Annotated in this window: 15 protein-coding genes; 10 read left to right on the top strand and 5 right to left on the bottom strand. The window is 53.5% G+C overall.

The genetic code is table 11. The annotated features are described in order from the left end of the window. Positions 1–54 precede the first annotated feature (54 nt). Positions 55–450 carry an HIT family protein gene (locus tag FRY97_RS10550; RefSeq protein ID WP_147167493.1) on the top strand — a complete coding sequence of 132 codons (396 nt, stop codon included), beginning with the start codon at positions 55–57 and terminating at the stop codon, positions 448–450. Between the two features lie 521 nt (positions 451–971). Here FRY97_RS10550 and ruvC read toward each other — a convergent pair. Then, on the bottom strand, positions 972–1,538 hold the full coding sequence (gene ruvC / locus FRY97_RS10545; RefSeq protein WP_246141671.1) for a crossover junction endodeoxyribonuclease RuvC: 567 nt from the start codon (positions 1,536–1,538) through the stop codon (positions 972–974). A gap of 226 nt (positions 1,539–1,764) precedes the next feature. Between ruvC and FRY97_RS10540 the strand changes: the two genes are divergently transcribed. The 3 genes from FRY97_RS10540 to FRY97_RS10530 are packed head-to-tail and all read left to right on the top strand — an operon-like array spanning position 1,765 to position 4,274. Continuing rightward, positions 1,765–2,826, top strand: coding sequence for a lysylphosphatidylglycerol synthase domain-containing protein (locus tag FRY97_RS10540; protein ID WP_170254589.1), 1,062 nt, complete (start codon positions 1,765–1,767; stop codon positions 2,824–2,826). Further along, positions 2,744–3,607 carry a DUF3108 domain-containing protein gene (locus tag FRY97_RS10535; RefSeq protein WP_147167491.1) on the top strand — a complete coding sequence of 288 codons (864 nt, stop codon included), beginning with the start codon at positions 2,744–2,746 and terminating at the stop codon, positions 3,605–3,607. The genes FRY97_RS10540 and FRY97_RS10535 overlap by 83 nt, the downstream gene beginning before the upstream one ends. Positions 3,608–3,617: 10 nt before the next feature. Next, positions 3,618–4,274 carry a DUF4230 domain-containing protein gene (locus tag FRY97_RS10530; RefSeq protein WP_147167490.1) on the top strand — a complete coding sequence of 219 codons (657 nt, stop codon included), beginning with the start codon at positions 3,618–3,620 and terminating at the stop codon, positions 4,272–4,274. On the opposite strand, the gene FRY97_RS10525 is transcribed toward FRY97_RS10530, so the two are convergent. After that, the gene (locus FRY97_RS10525; RefSeq protein ID WP_170254588.1) at positions 4,260–6,281 is read right to left on the bottom strand and encodes a carboxypeptidase-like regulatory domain-containing protein; all 2,022 of its coding nucleotides are present in this window, start codon (positions 6,279–6,281) and stop codon (positions 4,260–4,262) included. The genes FRY97_RS10530 and FRY97_RS10525 overlap by 15 nt on opposite strands. A 505-nt stretch (positions 6,282–6,786) precedes the next feature. On the opposite strand from FRY97_RS10525, the gene purD reads away from it, so the two are divergent. From purD to FRY97_RS10500, 5 genes are all read left to right on the top strand, one after another. After that, positions 6,787–8,055: a phosphoribosylamine--glycine ligase gene (purD, locus tag FRY97_RS10520; protein WP_147167488.1), complete on the top strand. Its 1,269-nt coding sequence runs from the start codon at positions 6,787–6,789 to the stop codon at positions 8,053–8,055. A 59-nt stretch (positions 8,056–8,114) separates the two neighbouring features. Further along, entirely contained in the window at positions 8,115–9,485 is a 1,371-nt protein-coding gene (gene alr / locus FRY97_RS10515) for an alanine racemase (RefSeq protein ID WP_147167487.1), read from the top strand. 259 nt (positions 9,486–9,744) lie between these two features. Beyond that, positions 9,745–11,736 (top strand): peptidylprolyl isomerase, encoded by a 1,992-nt coding sequence (locus FRY97_RS10510; RefSeq protein WP_170254587.1) that lies wholly within the window; start codon positions 9,745–9,747, stop codon positions 11,734–11,736. Between the two features lie 16 nt (positions 11,737–11,752). Next, positions 11,753–12,631, top strand: a complete 879-nt coding sequence (locus FRY97_RS10505) for a hypothetical protein (protein ID WP_147167485.1) — start codon at positions 11,753–11,755, stop codon at positions 12,629–12,631. A 61-nt stretch (positions 12,632–12,692) separates the two neighbouring features. Further along, complete coding sequence (locus FRY97_RS10500; RefSeq protein WP_147167484.1) at positions 12,693–14,060, top strand: peptidylprolyl isomerase; 1,368 nt, start codon at positions 12,693–12,695, stop codon at positions 14,058–14,060. A gap of 284 nt (positions 14,061–14,344) precedes the next feature. On the opposite strand, the gene FRY97_RS10495 is transcribed toward FRY97_RS10500, so the two are convergent. From FRY97_RS10495 to FRY97_RS23130, 3 genes are all read right to left on the bottom strand, one after another. Further along, the gene (locus FRY97_RS10495) at positions 14,345–14,797 is read right to left on the bottom strand and encodes a hypothetical protein (RefSeq protein WP_147167483.1); all 453 of its coding nucleotides are present in this window, start codon (positions 14,795–14,797) and stop codon (positions 14,345–14,347) included. A gap of 95 nt (positions 14,798–14,892) precedes the next feature. Then, on the bottom strand, positions 14,893–16,641 hold the full coding sequence (locus FRY97_RS10490; protein ID WP_147167482.1) for a peptide MFS transporter: 1,749 nt from the start codon (positions 16,639–16,641) through the stop codon (positions 14,893–14,895). A 216-nt stretch (positions 16,642–16,857) separates the two neighbouring features. Beyond that, entirely contained in the window at positions 16,858–18,927 is a 2,070-nt protein-coding gene (locus FRY97_RS23130) for a peptide MFS transporter (RefSeq protein ID WP_246141669.1), read from the bottom strand. A 281-nt stretch (positions 18,928–19,208) separates the two neighbouring features. Between FRY97_RS23130 and ruvA the strand changes: the two genes are divergently transcribed. After that, the gene (ruvA, locus tag FRY97_RS10480; RefSeq protein ID WP_147167481.1) at positions 19,209–19,802 is read left to right on the top strand and encodes a Holliday junction branch migration protein RuvA; all 594 of its coding nucleotides are present in this window, start codon (positions 19,209–19,211) and stop codon (positions 19,800–19,802) included. The last annotated feature ends 76 nt before the right edge of the window (positions 19,803–19,878 follow it).

Raw genomic sequence — 19,878 nt, 5'->3', positions numbered from 1 at the left:
TGCTTTATTCTGGGCAGCCGCTCAGCATACTTCATCATACAACATCTTTGCACCATGCCTACCATATTTTCCAAAATCATAGCCGGTGAGATCCCTTGCTACAAAGTGGCAGAAGACGAGCACTACTTTGCTTTCTTGGATATCCGCCCGCTGGCTAAAGGGCACACTTTAGTAGTGCCCAAAACAGAGGTGGATTACCTGTTCGATGTCTCAGATGACTTATTGGCGGGTATGTTGCCATTCAGCAAAAGAGTGGCCCGGGCTCTGGAGCAGGCGGTCACTTGCAAAAGGGTTGGGCTGATGGTCATTGGGCTGGAAGTCCCACATGCTCACATCCACCTTGTCCCCTTCACACACGAATCGGAGATCAGTATTACCCGTAAGCCTTTGGAGCTGGGATCGGCGGAGATGCAGGCCATCGCTCAAGCTGCCCGGGAGGCTTTCGAATAGCAGTATGAGCGATTGAGTATTTCTAGGGAAAGACTTACAGGGCAGTTGCAAGAGCGGCTGCCCTGTCTGTTGTAGGAGGGCCGTGTGCCATTATCCTCAACAAGAAGCCGCCCTTGTTTGTACTGCTCCAATGCTGCTGCCCATAAGCGGTTTTCGAAAGAATAGAGCGGCCAAACTGCTCAGGTAGTATGCTAGGGGCGTAAACCCCAATGGAGTAGGAGGTTAAGCTTTTTAGGCTATAGCCTGGCATTGGCCTAGCGCTGCGCAGGGGTGGCAAGCCCGATAGGGCCGAGCGGATAGCGAGCCCCGGAGCATAGCGGCACCTGCCGGCTGGCAGGGGCAGGCCCCTATCCTTACGGAGGGGGCAGGCCCAAAAAACACTAAGCTGGTTTGTGTGCGGATGCCCATATAGGAGCCCAAAGCAAACTAGTGCGGCTAGACCGAATTATTTGATGTATTTCCACGCTTAAGTCTTTTATAATGCGTAGCCTTTAATGGTCAAAAAATTACGGCTCAATCCTCTAGGCTTTCCGCCCGGGATTGTCCTTGAGGAAGCTGCCCCAGTCATTGTACCGCTTTTGCCCGCTCAGGGGGCTTCCGGATTGATAGAAGTGGCAAACTGCCGTGGCCAGGGCATCGGTCGCATCGAGGTAGTAGTCGTCTATGTTGAAATTGAGCGTATTGCCCAGCATAGCGGCAACTTGTTCCTTGCTCGCATTGCCCTTGCCGGTCACAGATTGCTTGATTTTTCGTGGGGAATATTCTGTGATATCCACCCCTTTCATCATTGCGGCAGCGATGGCAACGCCCTGTGCCCGCCCTAGCTTGAGCATAGATTGAGGGTTTTTGGCATAGAAGGGGGCTTCGATAGCCATTTCCCGTGGGGCATAAATATCAATTATGCTCTGCAGGCGCTCAAAAATGTGTTTTAGCTTTTCTTGGTGTGTCTCAAATTTGCCGGGATAGATGACGCCCATGTCGCAAAGGCTCAGCTTGCGGTTGTCGACATTGAGCAGCGCGTAGCCCAAGATGTTGGTACCAGGGTCTACTCCAAGCAGCCGGTAAGAAGGTGTAGGTTGTTTTTTCAAAAAGGGTCTCTTTTGTTGTACATTGTAGCGAGCAACGATTAGACGCTCTTCCTCTTGTTGTATTGAGCAGCGAATGCTTGTCCATTTCAAGCTCAGCATCATCAGGCATTTGGGCGCTGAAAACTGTCAAGCAATTTGGGCCAGCGCACCTGCTTATTGCAAGATACGTATTATTTCAACGGTCAAACCATTTTTTGCACCCTTTTGGTTGCCGCTCTTATTTTCGATGAACCGATCGGCTTTACATCTATGGTTAGAACGCCTGCTCAAAGCATTGTTTGCTGTAGGGCTGGGGCTGATATTGTGGTATCAGCTAAAGCAAAAGGGCGATGCCCTGCCCTGGTTTGAAACCCTGTTGAGCAGCTGCTCGGCCGGGCGATGGCCATGGCTTATGCTGGCGGTAGTGCTGATGCCGGTCAACTGGGGCCTGGAAGTCGCCAAGTGGAGGTGGTTCCTCCGCCCATTTTACGCGGTCGGCCTTTGGCAAGCATGGAAGGGGGTGCTTGCGGGCATCAGTTTGTCGCTGTTCACCCCCAATAGGGTTGGCGATTATGGCGGGCGGCTGTTGGCTGTACCTGCCCCATACAATTGGGCGGCCCTATTTGCCACTGCTATGGGGAATCTGGCGCAACTGATGGCCCTGTTTGGCGGAGGCCTGGTGGGAGGGCTTTTTTTCCTGGGCGGGACGGGGAAGTTGGGGGCTGCTTTTCTGGAAAGCTTATGGCTGGGGGGCGGGCTCCTTCTTTTGGCGCTCAGTATCGTCTACTTTTCCCTGCCAAGGTGGCTGCCGTTGATCGCTGCCCTAAAGTGGCGGGCAGTGCAGCGTTTGTGGCACCACCTGAAAGCTGCGGAGCAGCTGTCTGCTGGCCAAATGGGCATCGGGCTGGCACTGTCGGTTGCCCGCTATCTGGCCTACGTAGTGCAATACTACGCCCTGCTGCAATTTATAGGTGTAGCGCTCCCGGCGGGGGCCGGGCTGGGAGGCATTGCAGCCCTCTACCTGTTGCAGACATTCGTGCCCCTGCCCCCGGTAGGAGCGCTGCTGGCCAGAGGGGAAGCAGCTTTGCTCATTTGGGAAGGATATACCGATAACGAGCTGGGCGTACTCTTGGCTACTTTCGGCTTATTTATACTAAATCTTTGCCTGCCGGCGTTACTTGGAATGGTAATCACCGTCAAAACAAATGTCTTAAAATCATTAGGTTATGCCCCAAATACGACCTCAACTGCTAAGCTTGATCGCCCTTCCGCTGATGGTGGCACTGGGCACCATGAAACTTCAATATGATGCAGCCCACATGAAGGCCCGGCCCAGCGAACAGGAAATTGCCTGCTCGGTGAGCAACAGCGCATTTCAGCCAGGAGAAACCATTACGTATAAGCTCTATTATAACTGGAACTTTGTCTGGCTTTCAGCCGGGGAGGTGACGTTCCGGGTAAAAGACCACAAAGACCAATACCATATCTCTGCATTGGGCACTACCTACAAGTCCTACGAATGGTTCTTCAAAGTTAGGGATCAATACGATTCTTATGTAGACAAAGAGACCCTGCTTCCGGTCGTATCGGTGCGAGATGTGGAGGAGGGGAAATACCGGCTGTACGATAAAGTCACTTTTGACCACAACCGGCAGACAGCGACTTCTTTGCGCGGCAAGACCCGTGAAACGGCAGAGCTGGCCCAATACCCTGTTTCTTCCTGTGTGCACGACATCTTGTCCATGATTTACTACACCCGGAATATGGCATTTGACGAAGCCCGCCCAGGAAAGGAAATGCCTGTCAAAATCTTTATGGACAAGGAAACCTGGCCGCTGAAAATCCGGTACCGGGGCAGAGAGGCGAATAAGAAAATCAAAGGCTTGGGCCGGTTTGATGTACTGCACATCAGCCCCGAAGTCATTGCCGGAGACATATTTGAGGAAGGCACCGAGGTGAACATTTGGGTATCTGATGATAAAAATAAACTGCCGCTGCTTATTGAGTCCCCCCTATCTGTAGGCTCAGTCAAAGCTGTGCTGCAGGATTACAAAGGGCTTCGCCACGATCTGGCTGCAGCCAGGGATTAAACCTTTGGATATGAGGAAAACCTTTGCTTTGGCTGGGGCCATCGGGCTCTTTTTTGCGGGCTTCTTGGGCGCCTATGCCTGGCTAGGCCGGGGCGAGGCTGCGGAAGAACAAATCGTGAACAGCAGCGTGCTGCTCGAGCGGGTACAGCAGGTGTGCAAACTAGTGACTGTCGAAGGGCAGTTCAGTGAGCTTTACGATGAGACTAACATCCGCAAATTCACGGTTTATGTGCCCATGCCGAGCACATTCAGCTTTTCTAAGCAGGCCATCTTAAAAGTAGAAGGGAAAGTATTGGTAGGGTACGACCTCTCGAAGATCAGGGTCACAGCCGATAGCACACGTAGGCAGGTTTTGATCAGCAATATCCCCGAGCCCGAAATTTTGTCGGTAGACCACCAAGTGGCATACAAGAATCTGTCTGAGAGCTTCTTTAATACTTTTTCCGCAGAAGATTATACGCGTCTCAATGCCAATGCGAAAGCCATGCTGGCCCAAAAAGCACGGGAAAGCCGCCTGATGCAGGAGGCTGCGCTAGAGGGCAATCAGCTATTGGAAATCATGAAGTTCATTGTGGAGGCAGCAGGCTGGACGCTTGCCGTGGAACAGCCTGCCGGGGCTGTAGTGCCCATTGATAGCCTGCCGGCTGAGCGCCTACTTCAGCAATAGCCCTATAGTAAGGGAAAAAGTGCCTTCATTGGGGGTGAGGGTACCGTTGTACGGCGCCGTGCCCCTGAATGCTGCCACCTGCTCATCTACCGGGAGGTGCACCCTTTTCCGGAATACCCGCTGCCTTTCCCATAGAAACAACTGTGCCTGCTGCTGAAACGGCAAATGGTAGCTGCCCCGTACGAATAGCTCTCGGCTGGGGTTGAGCTCTACCGCTGCTTCAAGCGTGAATTTCACCGAACGGTTGATTTCACCATAGTACATATTCACCTTGTTGGCTTTGAAGTTCTTGCCATCGGCCTTGAAATTGCCAAAATCATTGTCGGCCTGCCCTACAAAACGGGCATACCGCAGCCGGCTGTACTGAACGATAGGCCTGAGGTAGACAGGGCGTACCCGCTTGGTCAGGTTGTACTGAAGCCCAAGCCCAATGGCGCTCTCCCGGTAGATACTGTTGCCAAAGTCCCGGGAGAGGGCCCACCGCAACAGATAGCGGTCTTTGAATGCTACATCAAGAGCCAGCTGGTACAGCAGCTCACCTTCACGGGCACTGACTTCGCCTTCTGTGCCGATGATTTGGTCCAAGTCGCCTGCAGAGAGGTAGTTGAGCCGGTAGTAGTGCAAACTGGTCGGAAGCGCATGTGCCCCCGCACCATAAGAAAAGTGTGCCCCGAGGATGGCGCTTTCTGTGACCCAAGTGTTTTCCTTGGGCACGTAAGCAATTATAGGCTCTCCCCGGGGCGTTTGTGGGGTGAGCACGACCACTGAATCCTGTGCCCGCTGAAGCAGCGCCATATAGGCCGTATCGAAAACTTCCCGCGCTTTGTCCTGATTACGGAACTGCTGCACCGTCTCTGAGAGCTTTTCATTGTGGAGAGGGGCAGTGTTGTAACTGGCCCAAAAAGACTCGTCGTACGCTCCTGTAATATTCAAAAAGCGGTCGTCCCGCCCAAGCCGTTCCATGTAAGGCACTGGCTTGCCGCGCCCGGGCACGACTTCGGTCACAACAATCTCATTGGTATACACGCCGCCATCTTGCCACACCCCTTCCCGGAGGGCATCCTTGAGGAACCACTTCCCATTGGCCATGCGGTAATCGACAAAGTAGCGGTTGGCCTTCCAATTGCCGGTATAAAACGGATAATCATCGTATTGGCCCTGTGCTTCTGGCCGTATTTCAAACTCGGCTCTGATAAAAGCGTACGACAAGGTGTCAATATAGATTTTCCCTTTCATCCTGCCATCGGGGTCGTCGCCGGTGCGGTCAAAGCCTACCACAAAAACAGGCCGGCCTTCGTAAGCGGTGACGTTGTCCAACCGGTAGGTATAGGCAGGGAAAAAACGCTCGTCAAGGAAATCCGCTCTATTCTTGACCACATCAAACCGATCGGCTGCAAGATGGCCCGAGGAGAACCGGGCGTTGGACCGCAGCTCTTCCTCTGGGGCTAAGGCTACCTTCCGGCCTTGCAGCAGCCCGATCTGCCCTTCCTTTTTGTTTTGGTAGCTTTCTTTGTAAAGTTGGAGGACCCCCTCTGCCAGATAGATATAGTCTCCCTTGCTGTCTGTTTTGCTTTCCCTGTAGAAAGCCGTGGCATTGGTGGGCCGGGAAGGGTAGTTGTCGGGGATTTGCCGTACCGCACGCCGGATAATATCTTCAACCCGCTGTTCATCCATGACAATGACCTCCTGCAGCATAGCGGGTACGGGCTCTAGCTTGATGACCGGCTGTCGCGAAAGCTGGCCGAGGCCGGCCTCGGCTGTTTTATAGCCGATATAAGAAACCTGGACCCGCTCCTCCCGGTATTGTGCCGGCACCTTCAGCGTGAAAGCCCCATCGTACCCGGTAGTCGTGCCAATGCCCCGTGCTGAGATGCCGACGTGGGCATAGGGCAGCGGGTTTTGTGTGCGTTGGTCCACTACTTGCCCTTGGACGATGATGTACCCCGCCTCTTGGGCGATAAGGATGGAAGAGCAGAGCAAAAGGGAGCTGAAAAGGAATAGACGCATGTGTGCCAGGTTTGGTGTAGGTGTAAAGGGAATCATAAGATAGACCGGTTTAGCCCTGCTTTTGTTACAGCAGCTGCCCCATTTTTTAAGGGGTGTGAACCAAGAACGTCTCAGGCGTTTAAGTTAGCCCGGCATTGGCCTAGCGCTGCGAAGGGGTGGCAAGCCCGTCAGGGCCGAGCGGATAGCGAGCCCCGGAGCATAGCGGCACCTGCCGGCTGGCACATCCTTGCGGCAGGGGCAGGCCCCATCACATTTCTGGGCTATACCTTATGGCGAGGCCTTTGAACGCAGGAGGGAGAGCAACAGCAAGTCAGAAAATCACACCTTGGACAATTGGGGTCCCTGCCGGGCAAAGCTAGAGTCCGGCCCGATCCTGCTGCATCTCCGGCAAGCGTTCAAGGCTGGGCAAACCGTATCCTCTGTTTGGGGAGGATTCCCCCTGTAGGAAGCAGGCTAAAGCCGTTAGGGTTGAGTATATTTGCCGCAGAAATAAACCAAGAACGATATGAAAATCCTTTTGCTGGGCGGTGGGGGGCGAGAGCACGCCTTTGCCTTGAAGTTGGCGGAAAGCCCCCTTTGCGAAGCTTTGTTTACTGCGCCTGGTAACCCAGGGACAGCCTCCCTTGGCACCAACCTGGATGTAAACCCGAACGACTTTGAGGCCGTAGCCGATCTCGTTAAAGCGCACGGCATAAGCATGGTAGTCGTTGGCCCGGAGGAGCCTCTCGTTCGCGGCATCTATGATTATTTCAAAGCAGACGATGCCCTTAAGCAGGTCCGTATTATCGGCCCTTCGGCCAAAGGGGCACAATTAGAAGGCAGCAAGGCTTTCGCCAAAACCTTCATGCAGGAGCGGGATATCCCCACGGCTGCTTATCAGGCGTTTACCCCCGAGACGCTGCAGGAAGGGCTCGCTTACCTAGATGCGCACCCCCTGCCTATTGTCCTGAAAGCAGATGGGCTGGCCGCTGGAAAAGGGGTGCTTATACTCCATGACCGGGAAGAGGCCAAAGCGGAACTGGAAGCCATGCTGAACGGTAAGTTCGGGCAGGCCAGCCAAAGGGTAGTTGTGGAAGCGTTCCTCGACGGGATTGAGTTCTCCGTCTTTGTCCTGACGGATGGGAAGTCCTATAAAATCTTGCCCATCGCCAAAGACTATAAGCGCATAGGCGAGGGCGATACTGGCCTGAATACTGGCGGCATGGGCGCAATCTCCCCCGTCCCCTTTGTAGATGAGCAGCTCCTGAAAAAAGTAGAGAACTGGATCATCAGCCCAACCCTTACTGGGCTAAAGGAGATTGGCGCACCCTATCAGGGCTTTATCTTTCTGGGCCTCATCAAAGTGGGCGATGACCCCTATGTGATCGAGTACAACTGCCGGATGGGCGACCCGGAGACAGAAGCGGTCTTCCCGCGGCTGAAAAGTGACCTGGTGGCTTTGCTTAAAGCAGTAGGAGATGAAACCCTGGCCGAAGCCGAACTTGAAGTGGACCCCCGCAGTGCTGCCACTGTTTTCCTCGTTTCTGGCGGTTACCCTGAAGCTTATGAAAAAGGCAAGCCGATTACCGGGATCGATCGGGTAGAGGGCAGCCTGGTGCTGCATGCCGGCACCCGGGAGGAGGGAGGTGTCCTCAAGACCAACGGTGGCCGCGTGCTGGCGATCACCTCTCTTGCAGAGGACTTCCGCAAGGCGCTGTCCATTTCTAAGGCTAATGCAGAGAAAATTTCTTTCGAAGGCAAATATTACCGAGCAGATATTGGGTTTGATCTTTAGCCGGCAGGGCCGGTTTTGCCCGTGCTCCACTCATTTGCCGTCACTCAAACCAACACAGCATGTTCCTAGAACAGGCTATCCGCAACGACCAAGATTATGTTTTTAGGTATTCCGGGCCAGACTTGTGCAAAGCCTGGAAAGCCTGCCATGAGATTACCGGCAGATGGCCTGCGGCTTTGGCAAGCAGCCTCCCCCTGCCGGATGTAGGGATACTGCCGGGCCGCCCTAGCCTTGTTGTGGCCGGCGAGCCCCTAACAACGCCCGGCGATTTGTTTTTGTACAGCGCCGATAAAAATTGGCACCATTATACCCGGCAGTTCCACAGTGCGGAATTGAGGATCAATATGGGTGCGATTGCAAAGAATATCCGTGCGCATAAAGCCCTCATTGGCGAAGGCGTGAAGATGGCGGTGATGGTCAAAGCCAATGCCTATGGCATGGGGGCCGTAGAGGTTGGCCGGTGGCTTGAAGCCCGTGGCTTGGCGGACTATCTGATGGTCGCTTATGTGGATGAAGGCGTTGCCCTCCGCAGAGCTGATGTTGGCCTGCCGATAATGGTCTTGAGCGCTGAGCCTCAAGCTTTTGGCGCTTGTATAGCTATGGACCTGGAGCCGATCCTCTACAGCGCTTCTCATATTGCGGTATTTATTGATGCCTGGCAACAACAAGGCGCCCCGGAGCGCAGGGTACACATCGAGCTTAATTCTGGTATGAACCGCCTTGGGCTCGACCGCGATGAGGTAGAAAGCGTTGGCCGCCTATTGAAACGTCATCCTCAGCTCAGGGTCGCAAGTGTTTTCTCACATTTGTCGGGGAGCGAGGACCCGCAGCACGATGCTTTTTCCAAACTTCAGAATGAGCGTTACCTCGAAGCCTATGCAGCCCTCGTAGCACAGCTGGGCTACCTGCCTGCCCTTCATTTGGTCAACAGCAATGGGATTGCACGGCTGCCGCAATACCATTATGGGATGGTACGTTTGGGGATTGGTGCTTACGGCTCAGGCGTCGGAGGGCGCTGGGGTGAAAGCCTGCAGACAGCGGTCAGCCTTACCGCTCAGGTCGCTCAGGTCCGTTCTGTAGCCCCTGGGGAAACCATCGGCTATGCACGTTCGGGCGTTGCCGGGCCAGAAGGCTGCCGGGTGGCAACCCTCAGCCTGGGCTATGCCGATGGGCTACCTCGGGCAGCAGGGCAGTGTGGCTACCCTTTAATGGTCAATGGCAGGGCCGCCCCGCTCATTGGCCACGTCTGTATGGATATTTCCATGCTCGATGTCTCCGGCGCTGGGCCGGTAGCCGCTGGCGATGAAGTCTGTGTTTTTGGGCCCGGGCACAAGCCGGAAGTGCTGGCCTACGCAGTAGGCACTATCCCCTATGAAGTCTTGACTTCTATAGGGCCCCGTGTCCGCCGGGTGTGGCAATACCCCGTTTAGGCAGGCACAGGCATTTGGCCGTTCATTGGCTGCAATCGTCACTATTATTTCCTAATTTTGCCGCGGCCTGTGCAGCAGCTGGCAAACGCTGGCCTAGGGGCTAGCAGAAAGCCCTGCTGCAGAGGTAGGATCCAACCTGTGATTAAGGGCTGTTTTGAAATGCCAACTTCCGCCTATCTGTTTTGCCAAGGGGTAGCCGATGGCGAAGGAAGGTGTTGGGGGCAGCTTCAAATCGGCTCGTACAAAAAACATACCATCCATGAATACTGCAATGTTCAAGCAGCTTTTGTCTTTTGCGCTGGCCCTGTGCCTATCTGCCACCGGCATCCAAGCTCAAAATGAGGACCCCGTGCTGTTCAGCGTTGACGGGGTGCCGGTAGCCAAATCAGAGTTTGTCTACATCTATTCCAAGACCAATGGCAAAAATGCTGATTTTTCGGAGCGTTCGCTCAAGGAGTACCTCGACCTGTACGTCAAGTTTAAGCTCAAAGTGGCAAAAGCCCGCGAGATGCAGCTCGATACCATACCAGAGCTGATGCGCGAGCTGGAAGGCTACCGCCGGCAGCTTGCAGATTCCTACCTGATCGATAAAGAGGTGACCGAAAAGCTCAACCGAGAGGCTTATGAGCGGGTACAGCAGGATGTTGACATCAGCCACATCCTGGTGGCCGTGGGTGCCGATGCAGAGGAAGCTGCAGCCGAACAGGCCCGCCTGAAAATTATGAACGCCAAAAAGCGCATAGAGCAAGGCGCTGAGTTTGAGGCCGTGGCCAAAGAAATATCCGATGACAAATCGGCCCAAAACAACGGAGGGCATATCGGTTATGTCACGGCCCTTTTCCCGAATGGCTTTTACGAACTGGAAAAAGCAGCCTATACCGCGCCCATAGGAGAGCTGTATGGCCCGCTGCGCACCGATGCGGGCTTCCACCTCCTCATGGTGCACGGCCGTAGGGCTGCAAGGGGAGAGATCGAAGCGGGCCACATCCTGATCCGTACAGGGGACGGCGTGACCTCCCAAGCGGCTAAAGCACGTATCGACAGTGCTTATCAAGCATTACAAAACGGGGCCGACTTTGAAGCCTTGGCCAAGGCCGTCTCTGAAGACTTGCGCACCGCTGCTAAAGGGGGCTACATCGGCTTTTTTGGCATCAACCAGTATTCTAGAGACTTTGAGGATGCTGCTTTCGGCCTGGCAGAGGATGGCGCGTACACCCAACCTGTGCAAACGAGCGTGGGCTGGCACATCATCCGCCGGGTTTCTTTGCGGGGCATACAACCCTATAGCATCGAAAAAGGTCGTTTAGAAAATGCGGTCAAAAAAGACAACCGCTTTGAACAGGCTAAAATAGCAATGGTAGAACGGATCAAGAAGGACGCTGATATGAAAGAGTACCCAAAAGTGCTTGATGCTTTCGCGTCTTCTCTAACCGATACCTTCCTCACTTTCCGTTGGCGTGCGCCAGAAACCCCTTCCGGGGAAACCCTGATCACTTTTGGCGAAGGCTATGATGTCACCCTTGGCGATTTCACTTCTTACCTTGAGCGCTCAAGCCGGCAACGGCTGCGTATGGGGCGTGGCAAAGATGTAAAGGAAGCCGTGCAGGAGCTCTATACCGCTTTCGTGGACGAAAGTGCCATGCGCTATGAGGAAAAACAGCTGGAAGCGAAGTACCCCGACTTTAAAGCGCTGATGCGGGAGTACGAAGAAGGCATATTGCTGTTTGAAGCAACAAAAATGCTGGTTTGGGATAAAGCCTCTCAAGACTCTGTCGGGCTGGAGAAGTTCTTCAAGCGCATCCGTGGCAAATACCGCTACGGCGAGCGCGCCAAGACCAGCATTTACAAGGTAGCCAATGAACTGTCTGATCAAATGGATGAAATCCGCGCCTTTATGAGCACGCACACGCCAGAAGAGGTGCTCGCCAAGTACAATACCGGTGAAGGCTATTTCCCCGAGATCCGCCATGAATCCAAAACGTTGGACAAAGACCTCTACCCGGAGTTCAAAAATATGGAATGGAAAGTTGGGGCCTTATCCCAAAGCGAGCCGCTGCCACAGTCTTCTGTCTTTAAAGTCATCAAAATAGAAGAAATCCTAGAACCGCGCGATAAGACGCTTGAAGAAGCCCGGGGGTATGTTGTGGCAGACTATCAGGACTACCTCGAGGAAGAATGGGTGGAATCCCTCCGCAAAGCTTACCCGGTGAAAATCAATGATGAGGTATTCCAGTCAATGATAGAGAAATAATAACACGTTGAAGCATTTGAGAACCCGAAAGCCAATCCTGTGGAAGCTCTTCATTGGAGGAGCACTTGCACTGCTCATGTGCAGCGCTTCTGCCTGCAGCGGCATGATGGGGGAGGAGGAAACAGCAGATCAGCTCCTGGCAAAGGTGCACAATAAAACGCTTTACCTTTCCGAAATGGACGGGATGTTCCCGGAAGGGACAACAGGCAAAGACAGCAGCCTGATCATTCAGATCCATTCCAACCGTTGGATCCGTGAGGCGCTGCTCTTGCACGAAGCCGAGCAGAACATCCCTAGCGACTTGAATATCGATAAGCTCGTTAGGGATTACCGTGCTTCCCTGATCCGCCACAACTACGAGAAAATCCTCGTGGAACAACTGTTGGACAGCACCATAGCGATGAAAGAGCTGCAGGATTTTTACGAGCGCAACAAGCTGCAGTACCAGTTGGAGACGCCCATCATCAGGTGCTACTTTGTTAAAGTCCCACTGCCTGTCCCACAAGCCAATGACCTGCGCAAGTTTTGGAATAGCCGGGAAGCGGCTGATTTTGAAAAACTGGTCTCCTACTGCCAGTTGCATGCCGATGCCTACCTCCTAGAGGATAGCGTATGGTACAAGGTAGAAGACATTGCACAAGAAATGCCAAAGGGGACGGTCACGGTAGATAATGTTGCTGCGAAGCAAGACTTCAGCCAGCGGGATGGTGATTACCAGTATTATTTCCGGGTCTTTGAAGTGAAAAACCGGAAAGATATTGCCCCGCTGTCTTACATCGAAGGGCAGGCCCGGAAAGTCATCCTCCGCAACCGCAAGGAAAAACTGCTGGAGGAAAAGATAGAGGCCATGTACCAACGGGAGCTGAGGCGCAACAACATCAAAACCTATTACTAATGGAGGGCCAGGCTCCGGGTTGGCTATTTATTGAATTGAAGAACTGAGATTTATGTACCTTATGAATATGAGAATTGCTGCGATGACAGCCCTGTTGATGCTCCTGCTGACTGCGGGCGTACAGGCGCAACGGGAAGTGATCGACAAGGTAGTGGCTACCGTTGGGGGAGAGCTCGTGCTCTTGTCTGAAGTAGAAGAACAACGGGCCTTGATGGCCTCTCAGCAGGAAAACCTGCCTGCAGATGCCCGCTGCTCCATCATGGACCAGATCATGGCTGGCAAGCTCCTCCTCAACCAGGCCAAACTGGATAGTATCGAGGTGTCAGACGATGAGGTCGAGGCCCAGCTCGATGCGCGTATCGAACGCATCCTGGGCTTTATGAACAACGACGTCAACCAATTTGAAGAGTACTATGGCCAGACCATCAATGAGGTGAAAGCGCAGTTCCGCGAAGACCTCCGCAATCAGATACTGGCCGACCGTATGCGGGGCAATATCATGGCTTCGGTCTCGGTAACGCCCAATGAAGTAAGGACATTCTTCAACTCCATCCCTGCTGACAGCCTCCCGTATTTCAACTCCGAAGTGGAAGTAGGGGAGATCGTCGTCAAGCCCAAAGTCAATAAGGAAGAACGGGAAAAAGCCATCAAGCTGCTCGAAAATATCCGTACCCGTATTGTTGATGGGGGAGAGGATTTCGCAGAGCTGGCCGGGAAATTCAGCGACGATGGCTCTGCCCGTGCAGGAGGTGACCTCGGCTGGGCCAAGCGGGGGCGCTATGTGCCCGAGTTTGAGGCCGCTGCGTTCAAACTGAAAAAGGACGAAATCTCACCGGTCGTTGAGTCCGAGTTTGGGTTCCACATCATTCAAATGCAAGAGCGCAGGGGCAACTCCATCCGAGTGCGCCACATCCTCATCAAGCCTGAAATAACGGATGCAGATATGGAGCTGGCCAAAACACGGCTCGATACCGTGCGGCAGCTCATCCTTTCCGATTCCCTGACCTTCTCCCAAGCGGTCAAGCGCTATTCCAACGAGGATGTCCAAAGCTATACCAATGACGGCCGCATGGTGAACCCCATCACCGGCAATACCTTTTTTGAAATTGGCGACCTCGACCCGGATATCTACTTTGCTATTGATACGCTCGATATCAACGGCGTGACCGCCCCTTTCGTGTTCCGGGATCAGACCGGAGGGCGTTACTTCCGGATCGTGCAGCTGCAGTCTCGTACGCAGCCGCACAAAGCCGACCTTAGCCAAGATTATTCTAAGATTCAACAGGCGGCTATAGAGGCCAAAAAGAGCGATTTTATTGGCGATTGGATCAAAGAAAAAGTAGATGCTACCTATATCAACCTCGATCCTATGTTCCAAGGGTGCCCGGTCTTGCAAAAGTGGACCGCAGACAAGGATGTAAGGCCCTGATTGTTTCGCAAAACCATTCAACCGCCCCGGCAGCTCAGGTTTCTGCCGGGGCGGTTGTGTTTTGGCGCGCCTGCCCTTGGGCACGAGGCAGAAAAGCATTTTGGGGCCTCCCCCTGCCTCCCGGCAGGGGGCGCTACGTTCCGGGGCTCGCTATCCGCTCGGCCCTGACGGGCTTGCCACCCCTGCACATCGCTAGGCCGGTGCCAGCACAAAGCCCCCAAGCCCTAAGGGCATTTTAGCAAGAGGTGGCCCGCTGCGCCATAGGCCGTATTTCCGCAGCAGCCCTATAAATTGTCAAGCCCGCGCTGCTCCTTGTTATCGAGCGTGAAGGTCTGCACAAAGTTGTCTTTTCCTGGCCTCAGCCAGGCGAAGGCTGCCATCCCCGCTACAAAATAATAGAGGTTGCTCAAGTCTCCAGTCAGCAGAGTAACGACGAGGATCAAGAGGTTGCCCCCTTCTACAAGCGCGAGCCGCACGATAACCGCCCGGCTGTACACTTGCATTTTAGCAGGTATGCCGTCAGCGGACCGGCCCTGCCGAGAAAGGGCCCGGCTAAGCCCGAAAGCTGCAAGCACACTGCCTGCCAGAGCGATAGGGGGGACGGCCCCAAGGTTTTCCAGATCTGCCTCCTGCATACTGAAGCGCCCAGATTGCAACAGGTAGTAAATGATCACACAAAAAAGGATCTGCCCTCCAGCGAGGGCGGCAAAAAGCAGCGTAAGCCGGCTAAGGTTCATGGTGTAGGATTGTAGTAAAACAAAGCGGGCACTCCAGTACACTGAAATGCCCACTCCCGTTTAAGGTTTGCTAAATGATGCTCAGGGGGCGCTCCCTAACGGACCCCGTGCATAAGTTTTTTCAATACCGGATTGAGGACCATAGCCAGGAGGCCTGCCACGACCGGGACAATTGTGAAAATCAGGAAGAAGGTGCTCAGAGAATATTGCGCCGTGATGGCATCAATTTTGCCGCCCATATAGTGGGCCAGCTTATTGCCTATTGCAATTGCCAGGTAATAAATGCCGAACATAAAGGCGATCATTCGCCCGGGCACCAGCTTGCTCAGGTAAGAAAGGCCCACTGGCGAAATGCACAGCTCGCCCAATGTATGGAACAAATAGGCTAAAATGAGCCAGATCATGCTCACCGCAGCCGTTTCTGCACCCTGAGGGATGGCCAAAGAGCCGAAGACCAGGAACCCAAAGCCAGTGCCGAGCAGGATGAGCCCTATGCCATATTTCACTGCCCCCGTTGGGTTGTACTTGCTTTCCCACCAACGAGAAAATAAAGGGGCGAACATGATGATGAAGAGCGAGTTGAGGATAGCAAACCAAGTAGCAGGTACCTCTGTGCCAGGCGTGCTGAACTCCCGGTTGAGTTTGTAGATCACAATCCCCCAGATCATGACGAAGCTCAGCCCAAGGATGATGTTGGAAAGCGTGATTTTAGCAATCGTTTTCCGGAACAGGCTATACAATACCCAAGTAATGATAGCCAGTGGTATAATGGTCACAATGGTGTCGATGACTTTGAAAACCGTAGCCGTGCCCCCATCAAGCGCCCGGGCTGTGTAGTCTTTGGCAAAAATCGCCATAGAGCCTGCAGCCTGCTCAAAAGAAGCCCAGAAAAACACGGTGAAGAAGGAAAATATCGCCACTGCTATCATCTTGTCGCGTACAGTCGGGGTGTAGCGCGTGAGGCGGGATACGAGCAGGAACAAAAAGATGCCCAGCGCCGTAAGAATGACAATATTGGCTGTGGTGCCTTCCGCCCCGCCCGGTAGAATAGGGATTTCCCCAATTTTAGAGAGGGGGTCGTTCAAGATCCAAACGATGGACAAAAGGGAAAACAAACCGATGAGCACCTTGTCCAAGGTCGTAAACGGGTTGAGCCGGTCGCCAGCAGGCACCTCGATCTCTTCGTCTGAAGTAGCTTCCGGCTTATCCCCTATGCCGTCAAAGATAGGCGAGGCAAAGTAGAACTGCAGCATCCCCATAAACATAAAGATGCCAGCCAGCCCAAAGCCATAGCTCCAAGCTACTTTTTCACCCAGGTACCCGCACAGCATGATGCCCAGGAATGCGCCCGCATTGACACCCATATAAAAAATGGTGTAAGCGCCATCTTTCTTTTCGGGGTGGTCTTCATACATCTTAGAGATGATGGAGGTCATGTTCGGTTTGAAAAAACCATTGCCGAAAATAAGCAGCCCAATGCCGATGTAAAGAAATAGGGGCGTCTCTACGGCCAGCGCAGCGTGCCCCAAAGTCATGAGCAAGGCTCCGATCACTACCGCAGAGCGGTAGCCGATCATCCGGTCGGCGATGTAGCCGCCAAGAATGGGCGTCAGGTATACCATGAGGGCGTAGGTGCCTAAGAGCGAAAGGGCATTTTCACGCTCCCAGCCCCAACCGGGGTTGTCCACATCCACAGCGCCAATCAGGAAAATGACAAGCAGGGCCCGCATCCCGTAGTAAGAGAAGCGCTCCCACATTTCAGTGAAAAACAAAACAAAGAGCCCCGAGGGGTGCCCGAGCACTGTCCCGTGTTTCGTCAGGCTGTTCGATGATCCGTTCGACATAAGCTATTCTGCTGTTTTTTGTTTGCCCTGCAACGATTGGTGGCAGGCCAGTAGGTTTGTAATTTGGTTGTTTCTGATAGAGCACCGTTGCCCCGCGCTTTGGGGCAGGGCAACGGTAAGTTATGCTATTTAGGGCTTTGGAGGGTTGAGCGCAGCGCCGTCATCCGGCGGGGTAGGGGCATCCCCATCGGTTGGATCGGCAACCTCAAAGCCTTCTTATTCCTCGGATTGGGTGTTGGTGGTATCTTCAGCTCCGTGCGTCAGCTTTTTCAGCCGCTTGAAGAAAAGCAGCAGCAACAGGCCAAATGCACCCGTGAATACAAAGATGCCCACAAAAGTCTTGTATTCCTGCTGGTTTTGCAGCTCGAAGAGCTCTATTTCACCGCTGTACTTGCTAATGTCCACTTTCTCGCCTTTGTCTTTGATAGCAGCTTTGGCCTCTTCATCGTATGCCATGCGCACTACAGCCGTGAGCGGCTCCTCAGCAGATGCGCCCTCCTCTTGCAGGTAGGCGACGAGCAGCTCCCTATTTTTTGGCGTAAGCCGCAGCAGCTCCATGACATCCACCCCTCCTTCCCGTATGGCCACCTCTCCGCCAGCCAGGTAGGCATTGGCGGTGAATTCAAAATCACCTGCCTTTGCGATGAGCGTATCTGCTGCCAAGTTGTACTCCACAGGAGAGGCAATCAGCTCGGTGCTGACGGTCTCCAATTGAGAAGACTCCCCGATAGCGCCGGCCACTTTGTTGCCCAGCCCGGTTGCCGCAAAGTAGACGCCCATCATGATAGAGACATATTTTACCGGAGCGACTTTGGTGATAAAGGACAAAGCTACCGGAGAAGCACAGAGCTCGCCCAAAGTATGCAGCAGGTAGGCCAGTATAAGCAGGTAGAGCGCAGCCTTGTCACCGTATTGTTCTACATCAGAGCTGGCTTTGGCCATAAACAGGAAGCCAGCGCCCATTATAATGGTGCCCACGGCCATTTTCAGTAGAGAGGAGCTCTCGTACCCCTTATGCTTCCACCATATCCAAAAACTGCCAACAAGTGTCCCGAAGATGATGATGAACATAGCGTTCACCGATTGGAATACCGCCGCAGGTATTTCGTAAAGCCCTGAGGTGTACAGGTCTGAGCGATAGTAGCTGTAGCCAGCAATGATCAGCGCGCCTATCGGCAAGAACAGGTAGTACGTTTCCTTTTTCTGAAAATAGTGTAGGGCGCCCAGCACCAGCAGTACCGCGCCCGCCCCGTAAAACAGCAGGTCGATGGTGAAGAAATTCACCATACGGTCAATCTTGTTCAGGGTGTAGATATTGAGCAGGCCGCCTGCCTGTTCGAAGGCCCCCCAAAACACAATAATGATGAGGAAAGACAAGATAAGCACAATGAAGCGGTCTTTTTCTATGCGGTTCACTTCCTTGTAAATCATCATCATCATCCCTGCCACAATAGAGAGGAAAAGAAAAAGGGCAGCGTACAGATAGCGGTCGGTGCCTTCAAAAGTGAGAAAAGCCAGCACGGAAGAGCCCAAGATGAGCCCAAAAGTAATCAGCAGCTGTACCGGGCTTTTGAAGAGCTCCCGGAAGAGGTCGCCAAAAGAAGAGTCTGCCGCCTCGCCAGCCGCCTTGGGCTGTTGGCTGGGCGGCTCTCCAACCCCTTTGAGGTATTTCTGCCCCATCATAAAAACCACTTGCCCCAGCAGCATGCCGATGCCCGCCAGGCCGAAGCCGTAGTGCCAGCCGATGGTCTCGCCCACTGCGCCTACAATGAGGGAAGACAAGAACGCCCCTACATTGATGCCGATATAAAAAATGGTGAAGCCCTGATCCCGGCGTTCGTCCCCTTGCTTGTACAGCCCGCCCACCATAGTCGAAATATTGGGCTTCAGCCCGCCTACGCCTAAGATGATGAGCGCTAGGCCAGTGTAGAATGCCCACAGCGCCTCTATGGCCAAAATGCCATGCCCGGCTACAAGGGTGAGCCCCCCGTAGAGCACGGCCTTTTTTTGCCCAATGAACTTGTCTGCCAAAATGCCGCCCGGAATGGACATGACGTAGACCAGCATGGTGTACCAACCGTAGAGGGCTAACGCATCTGAGGATTCCCAGCCCAAGCCGGGGTTGTCGCCCGTTGCCGAACTGATGATGTAAAGGACCAGAATGGCCCGCATGCCATAATAAGAGAACCGCTCCCACATTTCGGTGAGAAAGAGGATGAAAAGCCCGACAGGGTGCCCAAAAAGCATAGGCTGATCGTCAAAGTTGAAGGTAGTCGTTTTCGACATGTGTATTTGTAGTTTTGGCAGGCTGCGGTAGGAGCCTGATGTGGATCTTCCGTTTTGAATACCGTACGGTTGGCACTGTAGAACAGGCGTAAAATAGATACTTTTCCCTGACCACGCCTAATAACCCATCTAATATTTCGCCATGGGGGTGCGTGGCAGACAATACCACAGGAGGGCACCTTGCCCAAAGCTATTAGATTACCGGCGAACTTGTTAACTTCGTACCCCGGCTGCTGTAGCGGCCTTACTTCACCAACCTTCGCCTTTCCTTTTACACAACTATGATTGCATACATCAAAGGTCCTATCGCCCACAAAAGCCCCACCTTCATCATCGTTGAAGCCGCAGGGGTCGGCTACCACATCAATATCAGCTTGCATACTTATGCGCAGATCGAAAAATTGGAAGCGGTTAAGATACTGACCCATCAGCACATCAAAGAGGATAGCCATACTTTGTATGGCTTTGCCGAAGCCATCGAACGCGCCTTGTTCGTGCACTTGATTTCGGTCTCTGGCATTGGGCCGAGCACAGCACAGCTCATGCTGTCTTCTATGACGCCCGACGACCTCCGGGCTGCTATCATTGGCGAACAAGTAGCTGCTTTGAAAAAAATAAAAGGGGTAGGCCCAAAGACCGCACAGCGCATCATTCTTGACCTCAAAGATAAACTCTTGAAAGATGCTGGCGACGATCTGCCTTCCCTGCCCACTGCACAGGACAATACAATCCGGGAGGAGGCGTTATCTGCATTGGTCGCTTTGCAGTTCAACCGCATCCACGCCCAAAAAGCCCTGAACAAAATACTCAAAGCCCAGCCTGAAGTCGGCCAGGTGGAACAGCTCATCAAACTGGCTCTGAAAGAGCTTTCCTAATGGATGGCTCCTCGCCTCCCAAAAACTAAACCGTTTAACTGCCTATTTTTTTAATTCACAGCTATTTAGCAGCAGC

The sequence above is a fragment of the Phaeodactylibacter luteus genome (genome assembly GCF_007993045.1).
Lineage (GTDB): Bacteria > Bacteroidota > Bacteroidia > Chitinophagales > Saprospiraceae > Phaeodactylibacter > Phaeodactylibacter luteus.
Note: the sequence above shows the minus strand (reverse complement) of the source record. Positions and strands in the feature narration are given on the sequence as shown.